The following is a 2775-nucleotide window of genomic DNA, read 5'->3' as shown; positions in this document are numbered from 1 at the left end:
CTACCGCAACAATATACGCTTCGGTGCCCGCGTTGCGGGGCGTGGCAACGCCGGTCTCGCGCCGTGCCGCACATCGCTGGCGCGTGCCCGACATGCGCCGTTCGGCGAGGCACCGGATCGATGCGTCGGGTCGATCTTCGGACGCGACGCCGCTCCGAGCCTCGTTGCCCGCTACACCGCGATCAGCTCGCGCACGCCGTTCGCTTCCATGTCCCGCGCGTCGCCGCCCGCGACAATCTCGCCGCGGCTCATCACCCAGTATCTGTCGGCGATCGATTGGGCGAAGTCGTAATACTGCTCGACGAGCAGCACGGTCATCCTCGATTCATCGACCAACTGGCGCAGCGTGCGGCCGATGTCCTGGATGATCGACGGCTGGATGCCTTCGGTCGGCTCGTCGAGGATCAGCAGCTGCGGCTCGCTCATCAGCGCGCGGCCGATCGCGAGCTGCTGCTGCTGGCCGCCCGACAGGTCGCCCCCGCGCCGCGCGCGCATGTCCTTCAACACGGGGAACAGATCGTAGATCCGGTCGGGCACCCTGGACGGCGCTTTCCGGCTCGCCGCGCCGACGAGCAGGTTTTCCTCGACGGTCAGCCGCGGAAAGATGTCGCGGCCCTGCGGCACGTACGCGAGCCCGGCCGCGACGCGCGCATACGGCGGCATCGCGCCGAGTGCCGTGCCGCGCCACGACACGCTGCCGCTCTTTGCGGCGACGACGCCCATCAGGCAGCGCAGCAACGTGCTCTTGCCGACGCCGTTGCGGCCGAGCAGCACGGTGAGCTTGCCGTCGTCGGCGGCAAGGCTCACGTTGCGCAGGATATGGCTGCCGCCGTAGTACTGGTTCAGTGCATCGATCTTCAGCATCGCATCATCGTCCGAGGTAAGACTCGATCACCGCGTCGTCGCGCTTGACCTGATCGAGCGTGCCTTGCGCGAGCACCGCGCCTTCGGCCATCACCGTCACGCGGCCCGTGTCGCCCGCGAGCGCCGCGACGAATTCCATGTCGTGTTCGACGACCATCATCGAGCAGGTACCGCGCAGCGTGTTCAGCAGTTCGGCGAGTTCCATCGTCTCGTGATCGGTCATCCCGGCCGCCGGCTCGTCGAGCAGCAGCAGCGCGGGGCGCTGCATCAGCAGCATGCCGATCTCGAGCCGCTGCTTCTGCCCGTGCGACAGCTCGCCGGCCGCGCGGAAGGCGTGGCTTTCGAGGCCGATCAGCGCGAGCGTCTCCTCGATCTTCGCCTGCGCGGCACGGTCGAGCCGCGTGCGCAGCGACGCGAGCCAGCCCTTGTCGGTCTGCATCGCGAGCTCGAGGTTCTCCCACACCGGATGCTGTTCGAACACGGTCGGCTTCTGGAACTTGCGGCCGATGCCCGCGCGTGCGATCTCGGGCTCGGTCATTCGCGCGAGGTCGAGCGTCTGGCCGAGAAACACCTTGCCCGCATCGGGGCGCGTCTTGCCGGTGATCACGTCCATCATCGTGGTCTTGCCCGCACCGTTCGGTCCGATCACGCAGCGCAGCTCGCCCGCGTCGATCGCGAGCGACAGTTTCTTCAGCGCGCGGAAGCCGTCGAAGCTCACTTCGATGTCTTCGAGATAGAGGATCGTGCCGTGCGACGTGTCGATGCCGGGCTGCACCACGCGCCCCATCGATGCGGTGCCGCTGACGGCCAGCCCTTCGTCCTCGGGCGGCGGCGTGAATTGGTAGAGGGCCGTTCCGTTCATGCGCGTTTCCCCTTCGCGAGCACGGTTTCGACGAGGCCCATGATCCCGCGCGGCAGCAGCAGCGGCACGAGCACGAAGATCAGGCCGAGGAAGAACAGCCAGTATTCGGCGAAGTACGCGGTAAAGAAGCTCTTCGCGCCGTTCACCGCGAACGCGCCGACGATCGGCCCGATCAGCGTGCCGCGCCCGCCCACCGCGACCCAGATCGCCATCTCGATCGAGTTGCCGGGCGACATCTCGCCGGGGTTGATGATGCCGACCTGCGGCACGTACAGCGCGCCCGCGATGCCGCACAGCACGGCCGACACGGTCCACACGAACAGCTTGTACGCGAGCGGGCTGTAGCCGAGGAACATCAGCCGCGTCTCGCCGTCGCGCACCGCGGTGACGACACGCCCGAGCTTGCTCGTGACGATCGCACGCGCGGCGATGAACGCGAGCACGAGCGTCGCGAACGTCAGCAGCAACAGCACCGTGCGCGTGCCGGGCGACGTGATCGCGAAGCCGGCGATGCGCTTGAAGTCGGTGAAGCCGTTGTTGCCGCCGAAGCCCGTCTCGTTGCGATAGAACAGCAGCATCGCGGCGAACGTCATGGCCTGCGTGATGATCGACAGGTACACGCCCTTCACGCGCGAGCGGAACGTGAAGAAGCCGAACACCCACGCGAGCACGGCCGGCACGAGCACGACGAGCGCGAGCGCCCACGCGAGATGCTGCGTGCCGCTCCAGTACCACGGCAACTGGTGCCAGTCGAGGAACACCATGAAGTCGGGCAGGTCGCTGCCGTACTTGCCGTCGCGGCCGATCTCGCGCATCAGGTACATGCCGATCGCATAGCCGCCGAGCGCGAAGAACAGCCCGTGGCCGAGGCTCAGGATCCCGCAGTAGCCCCACACGAGATCGAGCGCGAGCGCGGCGATTGCGTAGCACATCAGCTTGCCGGTGAGCGTCATCGCGTACGCGGACAGATGGAACGCGCTCGACTCGGGCGCGACGAGTGCGGCGAGCGGCACGCCGATGCCGATCGCGATACATAGCGCGATCAGCGC

At 67.6% G+C, this 2775-nt stretch carries 3 protein-coding genes; all 3 read right to left on the bottom strand.

Annotated elements, in window-relative coordinates:
• Positions 1-171: 171 nt before the first annotated feature.
• Positions 172-864, bottom strand: coding sequence for an urea ABC transporter ATP-binding subunit UrtE (gene urtE / locus JYJ84_RS33335; protein ID WP_174957069.1), 693 nt, complete (start codon positions 862-864; stop codon positions 172-174).
• Between the two features lie 4 nt (positions 865-868).
• Positions 869-1726: an urea ABC transporter ATP-binding protein UrtD gene (gene urtD / locus JYJ84_RS33330; protein ID WP_175222827.1), complete on the bottom strand. Its 858-nt coding sequence runs from the start codon at positions 1724-1726 to the stop codon at positions 869-871.
• On the bottom strand, positions 1723-2775 hold a 1053-nt coding region (gene urtC, locus JYJ84_RS33325; RefSeq protein ID WP_205190032.1), incomplete at its 5' end, for an urea ABC transporter permease subunit UrtC. The genes urtC and urtD, both read right to left, overlap by 4 nt.

The sequence above is a fragment of the Burkholderia sp. LMG 13014 genome (genome assembly GCF_905232215.1).
Taxonomy (GTDB): Bacteria; Pseudomonadota; Gammaproteobacteria; order Burkholderiales; family Burkholderiaceae; genus Burkholderia.
This window is presented reverse-complemented; position numbering and strand designations above follow the sequence as displayed.

What these genes read in the sequence shown, in the direction of transcription:
- urtE (WP_174957069.1), bottom strand. Translation starts at nt 864, where the DNA reads ATGCTGAAGATCGATGCACTGAACCAGTACTACGGCGGCAGCCATATC.
- urtD (WP_175222827.1), bottom strand. Translation starts at nt 1,726, where the DNA reads ATGAACGGAACGGCCCTCTACCAATTCACGCCGCCGCCCGAGGACGAA.